Here is a 20718-nt window from a genome sequence, read left to right on the forward strand (position 1 = left end):
AGATACCCAAGTTTCCATTATTGATCCGGAATAGTTAACGATACGTGATTTCCCCGTACTTTCCATTAAAAAAATCTTTATACGCTTCTGCAATTTCGATTCTGCTGTTCATTACAAAGGGCCCCTCGGCAACTATATCTTCTGTATAGGGTTCTCCCCCGAAAAGAATCAGATCTGCCGGTAAAGTTCCCGTGTTTTTAAGACCGATGTCACTTCCCTCCTTTCCGAATGTGAGTAATTCATTGGGGCCTAATTCTTTCCCGCTTATCATCATTTTATTTTGCGGGATGCAGGCTGCATACTCTAAACCTGGCTTTGTTCTGAAAACATATTCCGATTCCGGATTCAGACTAATATGGTAAATAAATTGATCGGTAAACCTTTCCACCGGAGAGGCTTTACCTTCAAACTCTCCTATCAGTACTCTCAATTTTCCGGCGGTTTCTAAATCAACCTTAGGAACATCTTCAGATTGAAGTCCGAAATAGCCAGGTTTTTCTGCTTTATTTTTCGATGGCAGATTTATCCAGAACTGCAATGCATGCAGTACTCCCCCCTTTTGCCGAAACTGCGTACTAGCCCTCTCATCGTGAATAATTCCGTTTCCGGCATTCATCCACTGGGCTCCACCGGCCGTGACTATCCCATGATTACCCATGCTGTCATAATGCTCTAACTCGCCGCTGAATAAATAGCTGAACGTTGCGATTCCTCTGTGCGGATGCGCAAATTTACCATCTCTGGCAGCTGGGGAGTTGGCTTCCAGGCTATGCGGATAAAGATGATCTAAAAACACAAAGGGTCCTACTGCGTTTTTATAGCGGTTAGGAAGTAAACGGTTCACCTTTAATTCTCCAACCCGGGAATCTGACCCGGAATATATAGCTGCAATTCTTTTCTCCATGACTTTTTTTTATCAGAGATCTGTCTCCTCTGATAACAAAAGTGCAGGTAAAAGCACCTTTAAAAAATGACCTTTGCTAAGAAATCGAATTGACAAATATCAATGCCGCAGAAGACTGGAAAATCAGGCTTTATCTCTACCTCAGCATCATCTGCTTCCGTATTCTGCTTAGGGTTTCGGGCGATATTCCAAGATAGGAGGCAATCATATTCTGAGGAAAACGCTGCAATAAATCGGGATAGGTTTTTTGAAGATCGACATAACGGTCTTCTGCGGTATAGCTGATAGACACCCGGATCCGCTTCTCGTAAGCTATCGCCCTCTTCTGGTCCATCATTTTTATCACATTATCCATCACAGGAACCTGAGCCCTTAAATTCTGCATTTGCTCGTTCGTAATAATCAGCAGATCTGAATCTTCAAAAGCATCAATATTATACATACTGGGCGTGAGCATTACAAAGCTTTCAAAATCTCCCATCCACCAGTTTTCTATTCCCAGTCTCACAATACGTTCATGCCCCTCTTCATCAACTGTGTATTGACGCATCGCCCCCTTAGCTATAAACGCAGTGTATTTACATACATCTCCTTCCTGAAGAAAGTATTGCCGCTTTCTGAGCTTTTTATGTTTAAAAGCTTGCTGAACCAATGCGAAACCCTCATCGGATATAACAGATGCACTGTAAGCATTTATGTAATCTCTCAACGTATTGAACATGCAATCAATCTAATAAAATATAAAATAATCGGGCACACTAAAATAGCAATTAAACAGCCCGGAAAAAAACGTTCAGTTTATAGCACCCCTATTAAGCTGGCATTGACATTTGTCAAGATTCTTTTTTAACCTATATCAATGTGTACCGGTTTCTTTAGCTGCAACTTTGTAGTGTCAACAAAACAAAAAAATTAAACATAAAGAAAACATAACATGGAAAGTACTCAGCAATTAGTAAAATGGTCAATCGACACAATGCACTCTGAAGTTTTATTCAAAGTAAAACACCTGGTGATTTCAACAGTAACCGGCTCATTTAAATCGTTTAATGGAAGCGCCACCTTTGAAGAAGACGGCTTTGAAGGAGCAGACATAAGCTTCTCTATGGATGTGAACAGTGTAGATACCAATCAGAATCATCGCGATGATCACTTAAAATCGGCAGACTTCTTCGACGCAGAAAATTATCCAACTATTGATTTTCAGTCTATAGCCTTTAACAAAGTAGATGAAGAAAACTATAAGCTTATCGGGAACCTGACTATAAAAGGGGTGTCCAAACTAGTAGAGGTAAATGCAGAATACGGCGGTACAGAAAAAGATGCCTACGGAAACCAGAAAGTGGGTTTTGAGATCACCGGAACTATTAACCGCAAAGAATTTGGTCTTACTTACAATGCTATCACAGAAACAGGTGGCCTGGCCATAGCAGAAAACATTAAATTAATCGCTAACATTCAGTTACAGAAAGAAGCGGTAGCGTAAAATATAATAGTCTTTATAAAATATCAGAATGGGCTGAGCAGATTTTGCCAGCCCGTTTTTGTTTTTATAGACAATTCGAAATCCTTCTTTTATACGTCCTTAATGCTTACCCCAAATCCTTGTATTCAAATCAAGGTCCTCCACAATCTCATACATAAACCTTATCACTTCAATATCCTCATGAAGTAAATCGGGATCGAGCAAAGTTTTAAATACTGGAGGTTCGAAATAATTCTTACCAAGCGGAAAAGCCAGATACATATAACTGTCGATGAAACTTACCGATATAGTATTTTCAGATCTGGCATTAAGTTCGCAGAGGCGCTCCATCAAAGAAGGAGTAAGTATATAACGTGCTTCCACCTGGTCGTTGGAATAGGTTACAAACTCTTTGCAAAATGCCGGATTTTCGAGTTGTACAAGCTGGTGACTGCTGGAAGATAACAAGGGAATGTGTTTAGCAAACCAGGCAGACAGAGCGGTGCCGGTATCTTTTGCTCTAACAACTGTAACTCCTTGGAAATGTTTATTAAAATCGGCAACAAAAATTATCCCCTTAAAAATATCATGCCATTGCTCCCTGGTTCCGTGTTTGGTTTGATAAGTAGTTTTGTATTCAGCATGTACTTCAGAAAAACAGAATGCCGTTTTCCCTACCTTTCCAACTATCTGATCTTCACTCGAGATACGATCTGGTTCCTGATTAAATAAGCCGGAATCAATAAATTCTGATTCGGATAAGCCATTGTCGGGGTCAATGTGCAGACCAGGGTCAATATTACGTAAGGTAGCCAGGAGTACTTTCAGTTTGAAAGAATAAGAAAATTCCGATTCCTTCTCTTTAATATTATAGAAAAGCACAGCACCTGTAACTAGCATAATTGCTGCAATAATTATTCCGTGCATCAAATATGATCTGCTGAGAGTTCCCGCTGCTGCAATCATTATAGCCCCGGCCATGAAATAATAGCTATTGAGCTTTGCCTTTGCAATATTTTTACGCTGTTCTTCTAAATCCAGTAAAACAGCCTTTGAATCAAATTCAGGCATTATTTCGGAAGAGTTCATTGGCATTAATATTATGGCGCTCCTCTTCCGGAATACTAATAACCTCATAGGGGCTGGTAATTTAGTATGCCGGCAACAATACTCCCCGGAAACATCATAATGGCATTGTTATAGTCAGTAACCGAGGCATTAAATGTTCTGCGTGCTGCTGCAATCTGCTCCTCGCTTTCGGTCCAGGTGGTTTGCAGATTAATAAAATTAGTATTGGCCTTCAGATCAGGATAGTTCTCAGCATTTAGCATTACCGAACGAATTCCTTTGGTTACATCAGCATCTAAAGTCATCTTTTGATTCGTGGCCATATCCGGGCTATATGCCTGTGTACGCAAACTGGTAAGATTATTAAGCACAGCGCTCTCATGCTGCATATATTGCCTGACCAGCTCAACCAGATTTGGCAGCAGGTCGAAGCGTTTTTTCAGCATAACATCAATGGCCGAGAAAGCATTTGTTACCTGATTTTTTTTTGCGATGAGTGTATTATATAAAATAACACCGAACAGCAAGACGACAGCGGCAATTATTGCAGGAATAATCATAAGGTGAAGATTAAGGTTTATGGAATAAATATAGAAATTTGATTTGTAAACCGGTAATCAGAATCCTGAACTCCCAACTGCCCGCAGCAGGCGGGAGTTCAGCCTGACATTGCGCGCTTTATTAAGACGAATTTCTTCCTGGAGCAGGTCAGAGGCACCAAAATCGCAAGTGGACTCAATCGAAAGCATCTTTCTTCCCTGGAGGACACGGTGAAAGTTTATTTCCTGGCAAATAACAAGCCTATCACAACTAATAATATACCCGCCCAGGTGTATAAGGTTATAGCATCCCCTAATAGCCAGGCGGCAATCAGCGCACCGAACAAGGGACATAAGAACAGCCAAAAGCCCGCTCTGACAGGATTTATCTTTAAGAGCCACAGCCATAATTGCGCGGCAAAAATCGAAACAGGTATGGCCAACCATAAAACACCACCCCATAATTCTAAATTAAAGTGGTTCTTCTCCTTTTGATAAAAAAATATCGACAAAGGCAGCAAAAAGAGTCCTCCTAAAAATGTCTGCCATCCATTAATTGTAATTAAGGAAAGGTTATTCTGTTTATTTCGGGAAATATAAATTGCGCCTAAAGAATAGGATACCATACTCAACAGTAAAAGCAGTAAGCCTTTTAGTGTAACCGACGCATAACCTAAAAGCGGCCAGGAAGCGCAGAAAACCCCAAAAACACATATAAATAATGATAAAAAGATTTTCCAGCTGAGCTTTTTATTAAAAAACACAACAGACATTAAACTAATAAAAACCGGGTTAGTAGCTGTTGCTATGGCGCCAATACTGGCAGTAACCTCCTGCATGGCAAATACATAACAGCCCAGATAAATGCTGATATTCAGCACCCCATAAACAGCAATAACACCCCATTCTTTTCCCTTTGGCAAGCGGTAACGCTTTATTAAATGAGCATAGATAATCATTATGAATGCAGCAATGCCAAAACGCAATACCGCTATAAAAAGAGGTTGAGCTGCAGCAAGTCCAATCTTAGTGGCACTCGCGGCAGAGGCCCATATAATAGAAAATAATAAACCGCCCGCAATCCATTTAAGTTCTTTTCCACCCATTTTCGGCAGCAATATATTATGAATACTTTAAAAGCATTAAACAATTTTAAAATAACCGAAAGTGCCACCTCTTGAAATCAAAAACAAAACTTTTTATTATCAAAATCGTCTTTAAAGGATATGTGCAACTATGGAAAATAAAAGTCCGGTTCAGATTAACCACTTGCAACATACAGGCATACCTGTAACGAATATCGCAACTTCAGAAGCTTTTTATAACAGACTTGGGTTTAGAAATGTGATGCAATCTGATTTTGTTAATAATAATGAAACGGGCACTTGCATAATGATGCAGCACAATAGTGTTATAATAGAATTATATCAAATGCCCGATAGCCAGTTGCAAGAAATAAGAGGTCGGAAAAACGGCCATATTGACCATATTGCTTTTGATGTTGATGATATTGACAAAGCCTTTACCGACTTAAAAGCCGCCTCATTTCAAATAATTGAAGACGCGCCGGTTTTTCTTCCCTTTTGGAATAAAGGCTGTAAATATTTTAATATGCTTGGACCAGACGGTGAACGGCTTGAGTTTAATCAAATTTCTAAATAAGCGAGCAAAAAACATTGTCTCATAAATCATTTCTAAAAAAATAATCATCCTAAAAATAATATACCGATCACCCCAATAATTTAATCATGGAAAACATTGATTTGAACGAAGTACTCATACATGCAGCCCGTAAAGGAAATATCCCTGTTATTGAAGAATTAATTAAGCAACGGGCCGATGTAAACACAAAAGACGAAAAAGGATATTCTCCGCTTATTATTGCTTGCTATAATAACCAGCCTGAAGCAGCCAGAGTATTGATTGAAGCCGGAGCTGATGTGAATGCGGCTGATTTAGGAGGCAATACCGCTTTAATGGGAGTATGTTTTAAAGGCTATCCTGAGATTGCCAAATTACTTATTGAGAATGGCGCTAACCTTAACCAGCAGCATGGAAATGGTGGAACTGCTTTGATGTTCGCCGCAATGTTCGGGAGGAACGATATTGTAAGGCAGCTATTAGATTATGGTGCCGATAAAACGATACTTGACACTAGAGGTCTTTCAGTATTTGACCTGGCAGCACAGCAGGGTAATGAAGATGCTATTGCCATATTGGAGCAATAAGAAAGATGCTGACTCTTAAGTTGGCCTTTATAAAATCAGTATGAGATTATTAACGTTTATTCCGCTGGGTTAAATCCAGGGCCTGAAAACATTAAATTACTATCAACAAAAAGAGGCTGAATCACTTTATGATACAGCCTCTTTCTTATTAAAATTATTATTCTTAAGCCGGGATTTGTCGCGGCTTCTCTCTCTCCCAAAAACGATGCTGTTTAATCGCCTTTATAAATTGGGATGATACATCTCCGGCATTATCACCTATAATAACGCCCTCATCAAGTTCTATCTTTTTACTGAAATAAGTAGCTTCCAGTACCTGCATTGCACCAGAATCAGCGGCGATAGGTTTGCAATGCTTGAATGCTTCATTTAAAAAATGAATGGCATTAGCCTCGCCTTCAATAGAAGCTACGCTATTGGTACCTCCGGGTACATATACAGCGTCGAACAAAACAGAGGCTGCTGTAAGGAAGCTTTCATCAACCTTTATCTGCTCGTTATTCTGAGATAAAATAAAACCAAGTCTGGGTGCGATAACATTTACAATACCTCCTTCAGCTTCAATAGCATTTCTTACAGCAAGCAATGATTTCTCATCCACACCTTCAGCTGCCAGAAAAGCTACTTTTCGGGTCTGTATACTATCTTTTAAAGTATTGGCCATACTTAAAGCAGCAGATTTTTTTAAAGAACTCTCTACCTGTACAGATTCATAATCTGCAGGGTTGGCATCTGCCGGGATGCTTTTATTTACCGGTGATTCCGGATCGGGCACATGCAATCCTAAGGCATAGGCTACCGATACCGCAAGCCCTTTATCAATTAAAGATAGAATCCCAAGCATTCGCTCACGAATGGCTACAGTTTTCACTTTGCCCAACTCAAAACTTAAGGCATCGGTAATATGATTCTTTTCAGGATCAGACTGACTGTTAAAAAACAACCTTGCCTGACTGAAATGATCTAAAAAGCTTTTACTTCGCACTCTGATCTTACGGGAATCAATGCGTTCGTTATAACTGACATATCCCCCCTCAGCTGCTTTAGCCTGCTCGGGAGAGTTTTCCCCCAAAGAATTCGGACTATAGCTTATTTTTCCGCGGTTGATCGTTTGCCTCATATGACCATCGCGCTGATTATTATGCACAGGTACAATAGGGCGATTGATGGGAATCTCCTGAAAGTTCGGGCCACCCAGACGGATAAGCTGAGTATCCGTATACGAAAAGAGCCTGCCCTGTAGTAAGGGATCGTTTGTAAAATCAATTCCCGGCACAATATGACCAAGGTGAAAGGCCACCTGTTCCGTTTCAGCAAAGAAATTATCCGGATTGCGATTCAATGTCATTTTACCAATACGCTGCACAGGTACCAGCTCTTCGGGGATGATTTTGGTTGCATCAAGCAAATCAAATTCAAATTTAAATTCATCTTCTTCAGGAACTATTTGCACACCCAGCTCCCATTCAGGAAATGCGCCGCTTTCAATAGCATCCCAGAGGTCCCTCCGGTGAAAATCAGGATCTTTACCAGAAATGTTCTGCGCTTCATCCCATGCAACAGAATGAACGCCAAGTAAGGGTTTCCAATGAAATTTTACAAAACTGGATACCCCTTCTGCATTTACAAACCGGAAGGTGTGTACGCCGAAGCCTTCCATCATTCTTAAACTCCGGGGTATAGCACGGTCGCTCATTGCCCACATAACCATATGGGCTGATTCGGGCATCAGAGAAATAAAATCCCAAAAGGTATCATGTGCCGATGCCGCCTGCGGTATTTCATTGTCGGGTTCCGGCTTTACAGCATGTACCAGATCGGGAAATTTAATTGCATCTTGTATAAAAAATACAGGAATGTTATTACCTACCAGGTCAAAGTTGCCTTCCTGAGTATAAAATCTTACCGCAAAACCCCGTACATCTCTTGCCAGATCTGTGGATCCCCGTGATCCGGCAACAGTAGAAAACCTTACGAATACCGGCGTTTCGGTCTCAGTATCATTTAAAAAAAGAGCTTTGGTCAAGCCCGCTTGTGATTTATAAAGCTTAAAAACACCATGCGCCCCTGAACCCCGTGCGTGTACTACGCGTTCGGGAATACGTTCGTGATCAAAATGTGTAATCTTTTCACGAAGGATAAAATCTTCCAGTAAGGATGGGCCCCGGTCTCCTGCTTTTAATGAATTCTGATCATCATTAATCTTAGTACCGGTATTCGTTGTCATTTTACTTCCCGAAGCATCCTCTTTGAACTGCTCCAACTGACTGTTTTTTTCATTGCTGACTACTTCGTGGGGCTTATCAGCTTTTTTCTTTGTTGCCATACTATATGCTGTTTTTAAGCTTCTTCTGCTGCCAGGTAATTAATGTCGTTTTCGGCAACATCTGTCAATAACTCATCGGCTGTTTTTTCTTCTTTAAGGTTTTGATAAAGCAAATCAGCCACCGCGTCCAAACCCAGTGTCTTGGCCAGTTGGGTCAATCCTCCATAGGTGGCAATTTCGTAATGCTCTACTTTTTGAGAGGCGAGTATAATGCCTACGTCGCGGGTTGCTGTTCCTGCTTCCGTACTTTCAATAATCCCCTCACCTTCCTTGGTAAGTCCTTCCATCGCATCGCATTTTTTGGCTGTGGGCTGCTCTCCCAATAAGTCAAATACCTGTTTTAAGCGATCAACATGGTTGTTTGTCTGCTGTAAATGATCAGTAATAGTACTTTTAAGTTTTTCTGAAGTGGCAGCTTCAATCATTTTAGGGAGATTTTTCACCAAATGGTTCTCTGCCCAGTAAATGTCCATTATGCCATCTTTAAAAAGTTCAAGTAAGGCCGGATCTGTTTCCGGAGATGATTTGGTCTTGAATTTAGGTTCTGTCCCGGTATCTTTCTTTTTCATGGTAAATTAATTGATGTATAGACATATAATAAGGTATAAAACATCAACTTGTTTTTATTTTTCCAACCTTTATTTCTGCCTTTTCAGAATAGTTCAATTAAAGATTTTCAACAGGAATAAAGACAATTACCAGCTGAAAGAGCTATTTTATTTCTTTCAATAAAAAGTTCCTGTATTCAATTTTCATGGGCGGGCCGACGTGCACCTGCACGCCTATTAGTCCTTGCATCTTTCTGTTAGACAAATCATTGTCCGTAACTTCAGACATCAGCACATCATTAATATAATGTTTGATCGAATTTCCCTTCACCACAATATGCAAGGTATTCCAACCATCATAATTTATCGCTTTCAGCAATTCCGATCTACTTCCGGTTGAATCGACAACTACCGGCGCTTTTCCAGTTTCAATAACTGTTTTTTGCCCGCGAACAGCCAGGAATTGCCTGCCCCTTTCTTCATAATTCTGACCCGTATGCCTTGGATATCCCAGGTTATATTTGTCCTTTCCATCCAGATCAGCCTGGTAGCCCTTTAATGCGAAAGGTATACTATCGATACGAACACTCCGGTAGTTCACACCGCTATTTCCTTTAGCTGAAATCTTGTAATCTGTTTTAAGTTCGAAATCTGCTGGCTGTGCTTTAGTATAAATCAGAAATGTATTCTGTTTGAGTATGGTCTCTGGTGTTATTTCGCCAATAAGCACCCCGTTTTCTACCCGCCAGTATTTTGGATCGCCTTCCCATCCATTCAGGGTTTTTCCATCGAAAATAGCTTTATACCCACTTAATTGCTTTGTGCTGCTGCAGGCAAAAGCAGCAAGTATGATTACAGATAGTAAGAACCGGAATATATTCATAAAAGACTATTGTTTAGAGGCGATTAACCGCCCTGATGCTGGTTACAGAAGACATATGCAACACATTTAAAGGTAGAATAAGAAAAAGAAATAATGCTGTATCAAATCTGTTGCGAAAAAGTGTCGTTGAAATTTTTTGAGGTAACGCTTACCACTTAATCAGAAAATCCGGCTTTGGTTTTAAATCGAGATAAGGATAGGTAACCTTTGATAAATATAATCCCTGAGGATGGGCGGGCTCAAGCCTTAATGGAGTCCTTTTTGTAATAAGATAATTCTCAAATTCATCCACACTCAAGTTTCCGCTGCCTATTTTCAAAAGCTTTCCCATAAGTATGCGGATCATCCTGCCTAAAAACCGATTAGAGGAAATTTGAAAACGAAACCGGTCACCGCTTGAATTAGCATAAAACGTTGCTGAAGAAACATGACAAATAGTATGCTCATTTTTAGCGGGAGATTTGCAAAAAGCAGCATAATCGGAGTATAGTGGGAGTATCCGGGCAGCCAGATTCATTTTATCCATATCCAGATGCTTGTCTAGATACAAGGAACTAAACCCATTTAAAAAAGGATCTTTATAGGTATGAATAAGGTAGTCATATTGGCGCTGAATGGCGTCGAATCGGGCATGTGGCAGGCCTTCCATGGTAACGATGTCGAACACGGCTATATCAGGCGGTAAAATTTTATTGAGACGAAACTTTAGATCAAAATTCCATTCTTCTTTAAAATCTGTATGAAAAAAGAACTGGCTGGCGTGTACCCCGGCATCTGTCCGGCCGCATCCGTTAATCTTAACCGGAAATTTAACTATCTGGGAGAGTGCAGTTTCAATGACTTGCTGAACGGTTACTACACTTGCGTGCTTTTGCCAGCCGCAATAATTTGCACCGTTGTATCCGATATGAAAGAAATAACGCAATTAGCCCTGTTTTTTAAGCAAAGATACATTATGGAATCTTGGCATAAGACGCTGGAGAAAATGTTATTTAAGGTAAAAAACATAAGCACACGAATTACACCTTTACCGTTTTCCAGCTCCCCCGGTTAAACAGCCACAGGGTAAACAGCCCCACCGATGTTTCGGAAATAAACACGCCCCAGAACACCCCTGATTGCTGCCAGCCAAGAGTAATTGCCAGGTAATACGATAATGGTATTTGTATGAGCCAGAAAAATACCAGGTTTATTTTAGTTGGAGTTTTAGTATCACCGGCTCCGTTGAACGCTGATGTTGATACCATCCACCACCCATATACAAAATAGGAAAAGGAAAGGATGCGAAGCCATTCGGCACCAATGGCTATAACCTTAGGATCGTTTGTAAAAATGCGCATCAGTGAATCATTCCAGAAAAAATACACTATGGACACCCCAACTAAGAAAATCATATTGCAGGCACCAGTTTTCCACACCGCAGACTCAGCACGATCTGGATTTCCGGCACCCAGATTTTGTCCGACCAGGGTTGCCGCTGCATTTGATAGCCCCCACGCGGGCATCATGGTAAACATCATAATCCGAATGGCGATGGTAGCGCCCGCCACTGCTTCACTGCCTATTTCGGCCAGTATACGCATCAAAAAAATCCATGAAGTCATTGCCACAATCATTTGTCCGATACCACCCAACGAGGTGCGAAGGATGTTGAGCATACTCTTTGTATGCAAATAAAGCTGTTTAGATTTTGCCTGAATGTGTTTTCCGCCTTTAAAAAGGATCCAAAGTTGGGTTAATACGCCTGTCCCTCGACCAATATTAGTGGCAATGGCAGCTCCTCCTATTCCTAAAGCCGGAATTGGCCCCCAACCATTGATAAGCACAGGGCATAAAACGATGTTAATTCCGTTGGAAATCCAAAGGATGCGCATGGCAATTGCGGCATCTCCAGCTCCGCGAAAAATGGCATTAATTACAAACAAGAGCATGATGACCATATTTCCACCAAGCATCCATTGCGTATAATGGTAACCATGTTCTATAGACCATTGGTCGGCACCCATCATTGTAAGCAGTTCTTTTGCAAAGAAAATTCCGGCGACTGAAAAAGGTACAGAAGCCAGTATTGCAAGAAAGATGGACTGAATGGCTGAAGTGCCGGCCTCTTCTCTCTTTTTTTCGCCAATTCTACGGGCGATGATGGCCGTAACTGCCGTTGCTAGCCCCATGGCAATGGAGTACAAAAGAAACAGATAGGTTTCGGTAAGCCCGACAGTTGCTACAGCCGAAGCACCCAGCTTGGAGACAAAGTAAATATCGACTACGGCAAACGTCGATTCCATTACCAGTTCCAAAATCATAGGCACAGCCAACAAGAAAATGGCCTTTTTCATGGAAATTTGGGTATAATCAGCTTCGGTACCCCTTATGGCGTTTTTAAGTTCCTGCCATATTGAAGTTTTCCGTTTAGGGATAACCGATTCCACTGCCAAATTTGTATTTTCAGTTTCTTTCATAAACCCTGAATGTTTTCAACAATAGAGATTTAATATTGCGGAATATTTTTCTTGACTTCGTGTTTTTTGGTTACATAAAAGTAAGGAACAAAAGTTTATTTACTATGGGTATTAATGACAAAAAGGGGGGGGATCTGCGACAAGTTTTGTAAAATTATCATCAGGATAATGTCTCCCGGTGCGACAAACCTTAATTAGGATTTTGTAGATTCTTTTATTATTTCAACCGCGGAGAATTTTTTACATAGTAATAAATTGAATTGAAAAGCACCTTTTGCCTCTGTGGCAAAAGCGGCCCTGCTGTATCTGCAAGTCCTCGCTTTTTAAGCCCAGGCTCAGGGGCTTTTCAAAACGCTGCGGGCTTTCCGTACCATCAGGTTTATGGTCAAAGCCTAAGTTCTATGGATATTTCCCAGCACCTTATCAGAGAGTAACTCAATTAAATTGAGGTGAGCTGGAAGGAGTAATACCGAAGGTTACATTTGTAGTATTCTTGTATTAAAGATATAAACCAACCATACTTATGAAAACCTTAAAATATGCTGTTTTTTTAATCCCCCTTGCATTAATCTATTCATGCAATAGCAATCATTCTGAAAAAGAATTGTTGAACACCGCCGCGGACACTGTATCTGCGAGTGGTTTAACAGGCGACGCTGTAATGCTGATCAAAACAGCTAGTATAGACTTTAAAGTAAACAATGTATTTGACAGTGCTAAACGTATAGCAAACACAGCCCGAAGCATGAACGGAGTCATCATCAATCGGCATATAGAATCCATTGACGAGAATAGCAAACGGCTGGAAATTTCTGATGATTCTGTACAGGTAATAAGCTCCTATATCATCAGGGCGAATATGCTGGTGCGAGTACCAACGGCAAAACTGGACCAGTTTATTGAAGAAGTTTCTGCCACTGCAGCTTATATTCAAAACAGCCAGCTACACATTGAAGATAAGAGCCTGGACTATTTATCCGCAGAGATGAAGAAACAGAACCGCCGGCAGCTCTTAAAAAATGAGGCTGGAAAAAACCATAAAACAGATGAAACTATTACCCTTGCTGACCAGACAGATCAGCTGATTGAGCAACAGATTCAGAATAAAAAAATCGACGCCGATGTGAATTACAGTACCATTCAGCTTAGCTTTTTCCAGAATGCATTAATTAGAAGCGAAGTTGTGGCCAACAATAAGCTTTCCGACTATCGCTTACCTTTCGCAAAAAGTATGAACAATGCCTTTTTTAATGGCTGGAATTATTTCTTAACTTTTATTATCGCAATAGCAAATCTATGGATGTTTATTGTGGCGGGTATTATGGTGGTATTTAGCTATAGATATTATAAGGTGAGGAAAGCGGGGAGCTAGAAAAAAACGCTGCAAAAGAAAGATAGCTAAAGACCTACGAAGAACCAAAAAGGTCATATCTAAACCCGGGCGTCGCTGATACCTGCCTGGTGAATAAGGCCTCGTGCAGTATGAGCAAGGCATGGGACTACAGAACCTACCAAACCTGGACTCCTTTTTCAAACTAATTCTTACTGATGCTCTAATTTGAAAAGCTCCACCATTCGACAGGTTCAGGGTGACGGATGCCCCCTTCGCACCTTACTCAAAATTGTTTTTTAATTTTTCATTTTTTTGTTTGAATTAATTTAAAGTGTTACATTTGCACATCAAATTAGAAAATGCAACACATCAACACATATTATTTCGGATACTTTTACTATTACCAGTAAGAGCCGGGACTGATATGTTTTGAAACAAAAAGAACTATATACAGAGTCCCGGCCCAACAGCCGGGACTTTTTTTTTAATCATGGAGAAGAAAAGGGTAGCAATTCAGGGCATTAAAGCATCGTTTCACGAAGAAGCTGCAATAAAGTTTTTCGGTGAAGATATTGACACGGTTGAGTGCAATAGCTTCAAACAAACCTGCGAGGCTTTGAAAAACAAGGAAGCTGATTATGCGGTGATGGCTATAGAAAATTCTATTGCCGGAAGCTTGCTTCCTAACTATACTCTCTTACGCGATTATCATTTTACGATAATAGGCGAGGCTTACTTACATATCCAGCTAAATTTGCTTGCTCTTCCGGGAGTAAGATTCGAAGATATAAAGAATGTGGAGTCTCATCCGATTGCCATTCGCCAGTGCGATGATTTCTTTAATGAATATCCGCATTTAAATGTGGTTGAAAGTTCTGATACAGCGGCATGTGCCAAACGAATCCAGGATGAGCAATTAAGAGATACAGCTGCTATTGCCAATAAATTAGCTTCGCAGGTTTATGGTCTGGAGATTATGGAACGGCGGATAGAAACGAATAAAAAGAATTATACCCGTTTCCTGATTCTAACAGATAATAAAGATATTGTTATTGACGATGCCAACAAGGCATCCATATCTTTCCAGGTAACTGACGAAGTAGGCTCCCTGGTTAAGGTGCTCAATATCTTTGCAGAGCATAATATCAATATGAGTAAGGTGCAATCCATGCCGGTTTTGGGAAAACGCAATCAGTATAACTTTTATATCGATCTGGAATTTTCATCTCATAAAGAGTATCAGGAAGCTATCCGCAAAGCACTGCGCTATACAGTAAATTTTGCGATAATGGGTGAGTATAAGAAAAATGACTCCGTTTAATTCAAAAGTGAAAAGTAAAAAATCAAAAAAGCATAGCCGTACAAAAAGCCAAAAAAATTAAACAAACAGAACAAATAGCATTACAAATAATATATACAATAAGTCGATTTACTATACGTGGAAATTTTGACTTTTAAATTTTGAATTTTTAATTTATCAAAAGTATGAAACTGAACCTCAACATAGAGCCACTAAGCAACTGGCTAACAACAACCCACCAGCCTCTTGTAATCGGAGGTCCTTGCAGTGCAGAAACAGAAGATCAATTGTTGGCAACTGCTCATTTATTAGCCAAAACCGGAAAAATCTCTGTTTTAAGAGCTGGTATCTGGAAACCTCGTACCCGTCCGGGAGAGTTTGAAGGTATCGGAAGCATCGGTTTAGAATGGTTAAATCGTGCTAAAAAAGAAACAGGTTTACCTATTACGGTAGAAGTAGCCAATGCTAAGCATGTGGAAGAAGCCTTAAAAGCCGGTGTAGACATTCTATGGGTAGGTGCGCGTTCGACAGTGAATCCATTTACAATCCAGGAAATTGCTGATGCGCTAAAAGGCGTTGACATCCCGGTAATGGTAAAAAACCCGGTTAATCCTGATTTGCAATTATGGATCGGTGCACTTGAACGTATTAACCAGGCTGGTATCACTAAACTGGCTGCTATTTCCCGCGGATTCTCTTCTTTCGAAAAATCAGCATTCCGTAATGAGCCAATGTGGGAACTTACTATTCAATTAAAAACCCTTTGTCCGGAATTGCCTATCATTTGCGATCCAAGTCATATTTGCGGTAACCGCGATCTTATTCCTTACATTTCTCAAAAAGCATTAGACTTAGAAATGGATGGATTAATGATCGAATCACATATAGATCCTTCAGTAGCATGGACAGATGCAAAACAGCAGTTAACTCCTGCGGCTTTATCTGAAATGATCGATCATTTAACTATCCGCCAGCCAGAGCCTAAAAATCCTGCTGTTTTAGATAAATTGGCCGAATTACGTAAGCAAATCGATAAGCTAGACGATCAGATCATTCAAAAAATGTCTGAAAGAATGGCAATCGTTGATAAAATTGGTGAGTACAAAAGAGATAACAATATCACTATTTTACAGCTTAACCGTTGGGATGAAGTGATCACTAAACGTGCCAGCTTTGCTAAAGCATTGAAACTGGATGAGACGTTCACAACCAAAATGCTTGAATTGATTCACGCTGAATCTATCCGCAAGCAAACTGAAATTATGAATGCTACAGAAGCTTTAGAACAAAAATAAATGGATCATTTGATTCTTTCCAAACCCGGCAAAAGCACTTTTTGTACCACTCAGTTAACTGGCTCAAAAAGTGAAAGTAACCGGGCTCTGATATTAAACGCATTAAGCCGGGGAAAGGTAAGTGTAAAAAACCTTTCTTCTGCTGATGATACTGTAACACTTTCCGGAATCATTGACAAGCTTGATTCAAAATTAAAAAGTCAAAATCTTGCTGTTGCCGCAAGTAATGGACCGGATTCTGATAACAGCGCTGAAGTTAATGTGGGTCCTGCCGGGACAGCTATGCGTTTTCTGACAGCATACTTTGCCGTAACAGGTGCCGAGGTAATTCTTACCGGAACGGAGCGGATGAAGCAACGTCCTATTGGAATTTTGGTAGATGCATTGCGTAATCTGGGTGCTGAAATTGAGTATATAGAGCAAGACGGCTATCCTCCTTTACGATTCAACAATGAGTTTCAGCAAGTCACTAATAAGATAAAGATCAAAGGAAATATAAGTTCACAATTTATCACTGCTTTGCTTCTGGTTGCTCCTTCCCTTGCTAAAGGATTAGAGCTAACAATTGAGGGAGAATTAACATCAAGGCCTTATGTGGAAATGACTTTGTCAATGCTTAAAGAAGCAGGAATCGAACATCAATGGGAGAATTCAGTTATTTCTATTGCCCCTCAAAATTTTCAGAATTCTGAAATTACAATTGAACCAGACTGGAGTGCAGCATCTTACTGGTATTCTATAGCTGCCTTATCAGCAGAAAGCAGCATAACGCTTCCATACTTAAAACAAAATAGTTTACAGGGAGACAGCCGCATAAGCACTATTATGGAAAGTTTTGGTATTTCTACAGAATATACCGAAGAAGGCATAATATTAACGAAAACCGACAATGCTATTGATGGTGATTTTTTCGATCTTAAGGACTGTCCGGATTTAGCCCAGACTGTTATAGTTTGCAGCGCCGCATTAGGTCATAATGCTACCTTTACAGGACTGGAGACTTTAAAAATTAAAGAAACAGACCGCATAGCTGCGCTACAAAATGAACTTTCTAAAATTGGAGTTCGTTTGACCGAGGAAAATGAACACTATCATTTAGATTGTTCAAATCTTCATTTCCCTGAGAGAGCCAGCATTAGCACTTACGAAGATCATCGCATGGCAATGGCGTTTGCTCCTCTTGCATTAAAAATCAATCAATTGGAAATTGAAGAACCTCAGGTAGTCGGCAAATCTTATCCCTTATTCTGGGAAGACTTGAAGAAGGCGGGGTTCGCGGTAGAATAGATATGAGATTTAAGATGTGAGATATGAGAACGTATCGTACATCTTTAATCTCTTTAATAAGTAAAACAAGGAGATCTTAAATTGAGCGTCCTGTCTCAAAATTAAGATCTCATATCTCACATCTAATAAAATGGCAGGTAACTCATTTGGACAATTGTTCAGCATAACAACTTTTGGCGAATCACACGGTGAAGCTATCGGAGTAATTATTGACGGCTGTCCTTCTAATATTGACGTTGATATCGAATTCATTCAAAGCGAACTTGATAAAAGAAAACCAGGTCAATCGAAAATCACAACTCAAAGAAAAGAAAGCGATACCGCTCAAATCCTTTCAGGTGTTTTTGAAGGAAAAACAACTGGTACACCCATCGCCTTACTTATTCCAAATGAGGACCACCGTTCGAAGGATTACGATCATAATAAAGATATTTTCCGTCCTTCTCATGCCGATTTTACCTATCAATCAAAGTATGGCATCCGCGATTACCGTGGTGGCGGCAGGTCCTCTGCCCGTGAAACCGCAGCAAGAGTAGCTGCCGGTGCTATCGCAAAATTATTTCTGCAAAAAAAGGGAATTGAGATTTTCGCCCATGTGTCTTCTGCAGGAACTATTGACGCTCCAAACATTAAAATTGATAACATTCAGGAACTGGTTGAAATCAGGGAAAGCAATATTGTGCGCTGTGCTGATCCTGCTACCGCGAATGAAATGATTGATTTTATTGATCAGGTCAGGAAAGACGGTGATACGGTGGGTGGAAAAGTTTCCTGCATCATAAAAGGCTGTCCTGTAGGTTTGGGCGAACCGGTATTTGATAAGCTTCATGCGGATTTAGGTAAAGCGATGCTAAGTATAAATGCAGTACACGGCTTTGATTATGGATCGGGTTTTGCCGGATCAGAAATGAAAGGGTCTGAGCATAATGATTTGTTTATTCCAGCATCAGAAAACAAACCAGTCTCCACATTAACTAATTATTCTGGTGGCATACAAGGTGGTATTTCAAACGGGATGGATATCATGTTCAGAGTTGCATTCAAACCTGTAGCAACCATCATGAGTAGTCAGCAGACGGTAGATAAAGAAGGAAATACCGCTGAAATAAAAGGGAAAGGACGTCATGATCCATGTGTTGTACCAAGAGCTGTCGCTATAGTTGAGGCAATGGCTGCATTAGTGATTGCGGACCATTACTTAAGAAACCAGGCTTACAATGACCTTTTTTAAGTAGAATGCTGATATGAACAGGAGCTCACATCAGCATTTGTACAGGTTTTGGGGAGGTTGATCAAGAAATCAACCTTTCAAATACATGATAGAGGTAGGGGAATATCGTTTTGCACTTATTTCTCATTGTGTTTAGCTCTCCAATAGATCACACATTCAACCTTTACATTAAACACGTGTCAGGTTTGAACAAATCGCTGAAACATTTTCCTGTTTCAGTTTCTCAGTAAATTCAGCTGAAAGATCGTAATTAAACACCTCTTACCTTGCTGAGACTTTCTTCTCTAAACCAGTATAAATTTATCCTCTTTTATTAATACAATAATATATGTTAGAGTGCGCGATGGACAGCCAGCATTTTGAGGCGTTCAATGCTTTAATAATATACCACAAAGCAAAGAATTAAGAAACTAATTCGCCCGGCATTTATGAAATCTTTATCCCAAAATTGAATGGTGACAGAAATGAATTTCTATGGAAATAGACATTTAGTACAACAACTTTTCGAGGGGGGATGATTATACTTTAAAATAGCTCTTAGGCATTTTTCCGGTCTCTTTTTTAAAGGCCCGATAAAAAGTGGTGCTGCTTTTAAAGCCGGAATCATTAGCGATAGCCTCAATGGTCATTTGATTAGCTTTTACCGGAAACTGATCAATAAAATACTTTATACGATAAGAATTCACCCAATCACGAAAATTATTTCCGATTAAAGTATTGATAACAAAAGAGCAGTGATGTATGGGTATTTTTAACGCTTGTGCAAGATTCATTATTTGAAAATCGTGGTTCAGAAAAGGTTTTTCTCCCTTCATAAACTCTTCGAGTGCGATCAAATACACATCGCCTAATTCTGATGATATAATTTTATTAGAATTCTCTTCAGTTTGAATTATGGCAGCTGAATTAACGGCTTTAACTTCAAACTTATCAGACACTAATATATATTTATAAAGAAGATCTGGCCGGTATAATATGTAAAGCACAATAAATAAGAAAATCACTGCATTAACAGATGTATACCATTGAGCATTTATCTGAACTCCAACAAAGAGTTCCGGGCGATTAATAAAAACAGGGATAATCCTGACAATTTGAACAAGGCTAATTATTATCATTAAAGACAATAGCCAAATCCCAATCGACTTATCGCCTTCTTTTTTACTGACTAATATTTTTGATTGTAACAGGATATACCATGTAAATAAAAGATATATGATAAATAATACAGGCCTGAAAAACAGATGATAATAATAAGGAAAATAACCTGTAGTCATTTTTAATAAATTTGCAGGATCTTCAACCATTTGCATTGTAACTGAACCCCAACTTACTGAGGAAAAGTACCAGGGTAAAGCTTCTATAACAGCTAACAAAGCCGGAATAAAATGCAGCCATTCTATTTTATTAATTTCACTTTTCTTTTTAACAATACAGTTTACATATAAAAAAAGACATGCAGGAGCCGCATATGAAAAAGGATTAAAAAAATGGAGAAGGAACGGCAGGTTAACTAAGTCCCCACTTTTTATTAACACATATAACACATTCTGCCCGACGCGGGCGAATAAAACAACAGCAATTAAACGGTTTAAAAACCTATATTTTTGTCTGGAAAAAAATAAATGCAGGGAAAATAACAGGATCAAAAAAGTTCCTGAAATAATTACCCAGTCAAAAACCTGATCAAACTCGTTAAAACTGTCCATTATGTCACATATTATCAGATTAATAATCGTGATCTAAACCATGAATTTTTAAGACAATTTCTCTAACCCAAAACATAGCAATGCTGTAAAGTACAAATAAAATTGTATTAACATTTCTGCCAGACGGTGTTTGATCCTGCAAA

General features: G+C 39.6%; 19 protein-coding genes. 8 read left to right on the forward strand and 11 right to left on the reverse strand.

Annotation, left to right across the window (positions count from 1 at the left end; all coding sequences use genetic code 11):
* Positions 1-34: 34 nt before the first annotated feature.
* Together WG906_RS02865 and WG906_RS02870 are read right to left on the reverse strand one after the other, a co-directional pair.
* Positions 35-904, reverse strand: a complete 870-nt coding sequence (locus WG906_RS02865; protein WP_339991012.1) for a pirin family protein — start codon at positions 902-904, stop codon at positions 35-37.
* Between the two features lie 136 nt (positions 905-1040).
* Positions 1041-1625 (reverse strand): Crp/Fnr family transcriptional regulator, encoded by a 585-nt coding sequence (locus tag WG906_RS02870; RefSeq protein ID WP_339991013.1) that lies wholly within the window; start codon positions 1623-1625, stop codon positions 1041-1043.
* A gap of 213 nt (positions 1626-1838) precedes the next feature.
* On the opposite strand from WG906_RS02870, the gene WG906_RS02875 reads away from it, so the two are divergent.
* Positions 1839-2390, forward strand: coding sequence for a YceI family protein (locus WG906_RS02875; RefSeq protein ID WP_339991014.1), 552 nt, complete (start codon positions 1839-1841; stop codon positions 2388-2390).
* A gap of 99 nt (positions 2391-2489) precedes the next feature.
* On the opposite strand, the gene WG906_RS02880 is transcribed toward WG906_RS02875, so the two are convergent.
* From WG906_RS02880 to WG906_RS02890, 3 genes are all read right to left on the reverse strand, one after another.
* A complete protein-coding gene (locus WG906_RS02880; protein WP_339991015.1) occupies positions 2490-3458 on the reverse strand; it encodes a DUF3137 domain-containing protein in 969 nt (322 codons plus the stop codon).
* Positions 3459-3502: 44 nt separating this feature from the next.
* Positions 3503-3997 (reverse strand): LemA family protein, encoded by a 495-nt coding sequence (locus WG906_RS02885; protein ID WP_339991016.1) that lies wholly within the window; start codon positions 3995-3997, stop codon positions 3503-3505.
* Positions 3998-4215: 218 nt separating this feature from the next.
* Positions 4216-5082 (reverse strand): DMT family transporter, encoded by an 867-nt coding sequence (locus WG906_RS02890; RefSeq protein ID WP_339991017.1) that lies wholly within the window; start codon positions 5080-5082, stop codon positions 4216-4218.
* Positions 5083-5212: 130 nt separating this feature from the next.
* Between WG906_RS02890 and WG906_RS02895 the strand changes: the two genes are divergently transcribed.
* Positions 5213-5638, forward strand: coding sequence for a VOC family protein (locus WG906_RS02895; RefSeq protein ID WP_339991018.1), 426 nt, complete (start codon positions 5213-5215; stop codon positions 5636-5638).
* Positions 5639-5721: 83 nt separating this feature from the next.
* Positions 5722-6204 (forward strand): ankyrin repeat domain-containing protein, encoded by a 483-nt coding sequence (locus WG906_RS02900; RefSeq protein WP_431844459.1) that lies wholly within the window; start codon positions 5722-5724, stop codon positions 6202-6204.
* A gap of 163 nt (positions 6205-6367) precedes the next feature.
* Here the strand turns inward: WG906_RS02900 and WG906_RS02905 are convergent, their stop codons facing one another.
* From WG906_RS02905 to WG906_RS02925, 5 genes are all read right to left on the reverse strand, one after another.
* A complete protein-coding gene (locus tag WG906_RS02905; RefSeq protein ID WP_339991019.1) occupies positions 6368-8530 on the reverse strand; it encodes a catalase in 2163 nt (720 codons plus the stop codon).
* A 14-nt stretch (positions 8531-8544) separates the two neighbouring features.
* Positions 8545-9099, reverse strand: a complete 555-nt coding sequence (locus WG906_RS02910; RefSeq protein WP_339991020.1) for a YciE/YciF ferroxidase family protein — start codon at positions 9097-9099, stop codon at positions 8545-8547.
* 142 nt (positions 9100-9241) lie between these two features.
* A complete protein-coding gene (locus tag WG906_RS02915) occupies positions 9242-9961 on the reverse strand; it encodes a 3-keto-disaccharide hydrolase (RefSeq protein ID WP_339991021.1) in 720 nt (239 codons plus the stop codon).
* 148 nt (positions 9962-10109) lie between these two features.
* Positions 10110-10886: a tRNA pseudouridine(38-40) synthase TruA gene (gene truA / locus WG906_RS02920; RefSeq protein WP_339991022.1), complete on the reverse strand. Its 777-nt coding sequence runs from the start codon at positions 10884-10886 to the stop codon at positions 10110-10112.
* A 94-nt stretch (positions 10887-10980) separates the two neighbouring features.
* Positions 10981-12420, reverse strand: a complete 1440-nt coding sequence (locus WG906_RS02925; RefSeq protein WP_339991023.1) for an MATE family efflux transporter — start codon at positions 12418-12420, stop codon at positions 10981-10983.
* Between the two features lie 523 nt (positions 12421-12943).
* On the opposite strand from WG906_RS02925, the gene WG906_RS02930 reads away from it, so the two are divergent.
* The 5 genes from WG906_RS02930 (at position 12944) to aroC (ending at position 18866) form a co-directional block, all read left to right on the forward strand.
* The gene (locus WG906_RS02930; protein WP_339991024.1) at positions 12944-13792 is read left to right on the forward strand and encodes a DUF4349 domain-containing protein; all 849 of its coding nucleotides are present in this window, start codon (positions 12944-12946) and stop codon (positions 13790-13792) included.
* 451 nt (positions 13793-14243) lie between these two features.
* On the forward strand, positions 14244-15074 hold the full coding sequence (locus tag WG906_RS02935; protein ID WP_339991025.1) for a prephenate dehydratase: 831 nt from the start codon (positions 14244-14246) through the stop codon (positions 15072-15074).
* A gap of 164 nt (positions 15075-15238) precedes the next feature.
* Positions 15239-16348 (forward strand): chorismate mutase, encoded by a 1110-nt coding sequence (locus WG906_RS02940; RefSeq protein ID WP_339991026.1) that lies wholly within the window; start codon positions 15239-15241, stop codon positions 16346-16348.
* Positions 16349-17635 (forward strand): 3-phosphoshikimate 1-carboxyvinyltransferase, encoded by a 1287-nt coding sequence (gene aroA / locus WG906_RS02945; protein ID WP_339991027.1) that lies wholly within the window; start codon positions 16349-16351, stop codon positions 17633-17635.
* 130 nt (positions 17636-17765) lie between these two features.
* On the forward strand, positions 17766-18866 hold the full coding sequence (gene aroC / locus WG906_RS02950; protein ID WP_339991028.1) for a chorismate synthase: 1101 nt from the start codon (positions 17766-17768) through the stop codon (positions 18864-18866).
* Between the two features lie 518 nt (positions 18867-19384).
* Here aroC and WG906_RS02955 read toward each other — a convergent pair.
* On the reverse strand, positions 19385-20575 hold the full coding sequence (locus WG906_RS02955) for an AraC family transcriptional regulator (protein ID WP_339991029.1): 1191 nt from the start codon (positions 20573-20575) through the stop codon (positions 19385-19387).
* Positions 20576-20718 lie beyond the last annotated feature (143 nt).

Source organism: Pedobacter superstes, from assembly GCF_037622515.1.
In the GTDB taxonomy this organism is placed as follows: Bacteria; Bacteroidota; Bacteroidia; order Sphingobacteriales; family Sphingobacteriaceae; genus Paradesertivirga; species Paradesertivirga superstes.